This window comes from Cellulomonas telluris (genome assembly GCF_004886325.1).
GTDB lineage: Bacteria > Actinomycetota > Actinomycetes > Actinomycetales > Cellulomonadaceae > Cellulomonas > Cellulomonas telluris.
In genome coordinates this window covers 1-1,164 of sequence record NZ_QXFN01000009.1, presented here as the reverse complement: position 1 = coordinate 1,164, position 1,164 = coordinate 1, and the positions used below count along the sequence as shown (strand labels likewise).

General features: G+C 74.9%; 2 protein-coding genes. One reads left to right on the top strand and one right to left on the bottom strand.

Annotated features, from left to right (window positions below):
- On the top strand, positions 1-401 hold a 401-nt coding region (locus tag FB586_RS19530; protein ID WP_168800610.1), incomplete at its 5' end, for an alpha/beta fold hydrolase.
- A 7-nt stretch (positions 402-408) separates the two neighbouring features.
- On the opposite strand, the gene FB586_RS18435 is transcribed toward FB586_RS19530, so the two are convergent.
- Positions 409-1,164, bottom strand: a 756-nt coding sequence (locus FB586_RS18435; protein ID WP_136520830.1) for a serine hydrolase domain-containing protein, incomplete at its 5' end; no start/stop codon positions are given.

Genomic DNA, 1,164 nt, shown 5'->3' with positions numbered 1-1,164 from the left:
ACGTCCCCGTCGTGCTGCTCGGCCACTCGATGGGGGCCCGCGTCGCGGTGCACGTCGCCGACGACCCGTCGGTGCGCGGCGTGGTGGGCCTCGCTCCGTGGTGGTCGGGCCAGGACCCGGTCCACACCCTTGCCGGACGAGCCCTGCGGGCCGCGCACGGCGGACGCGACCGGATCACGTCGCTGCGCGAGACGACGGCGTACGTCGAGCGCGCCGCGTCGGTCGCCGCGAGCGTCGGGTTGCAGGACATGGGGGCGTTGGGCCACTACATGCTGACCGGTGCGGCCACCTGGCACGACGTCGCCGTGCGGCTCGTCCTCGAGGTGCTCGACCCGGCCGACGACCTGCCCCGCCGCCCGGGCACGCCGAACCGGTCCGGCCGCGACGACCGGACCGGCTGAGCGAGCCTCAGGTCCTCGGGAGCGACGCGAGCCCGAGGTCGAGCGGCAGGGGCACGCGCGCCAGGTCGCGCGGGGCGTCCGCGTCGCCCGCGGCACAGGTGGCGTCGAGGGCGGTGTAGGCGAACTTCTGCACGAGCCGCGCCTGGGCCAGCGCGGTCCGCTCCGTGTAGCCGCGGCCGGTCAGGGCGATCGTGACCTGGCGGTTGGCGCCCAGCCCCACCGAGAACGTGAGGGTGCCGAAGGAGGCGCCGTCGTGTCCCTGCACCCAGCCCGGCCCGGTGGCGCAGGGGCTGGGCAGCCGGTAGCTGCCGAGCCCGTAGGGCAGGCCGCCTCCGTCGCTCACCGGCTCCTGCATGGTCCGGACCAGGCGCCGGGGCAGGAGCCGGCCCTTCTCGAGCGACCGCCGGAACAGGTTCAGGTCGTGGGCGGTCGAGACGAGGGCACCGGCCGAGGAGAAGAGCGACGGCTCGAACGAGCCGAGGTCCAGGGTGCCGCTGCCCGGGTAGCGGGCGTACTCGTGGAGGTCGGGCCGCGGTGCGTCCCTGCGGACCGCGAACGCGCTGTCGGCCATCCCGGTCGGCCGGAGGATCCTGCGCTGCACGAGCGTGCGGACCGACGTGCCCGTGGCACGCTCCAGCATCTGTCCGACCACGACGTAGTTGGTGTTGCTGTAGGAGAAGACGCCCTGCTCGCCCGCCGGCAGGCTCTGGGCGGTCGTGATGATGCGCCGGTCGGTCCACCGCGTCGAGACGGCGTCGACGAG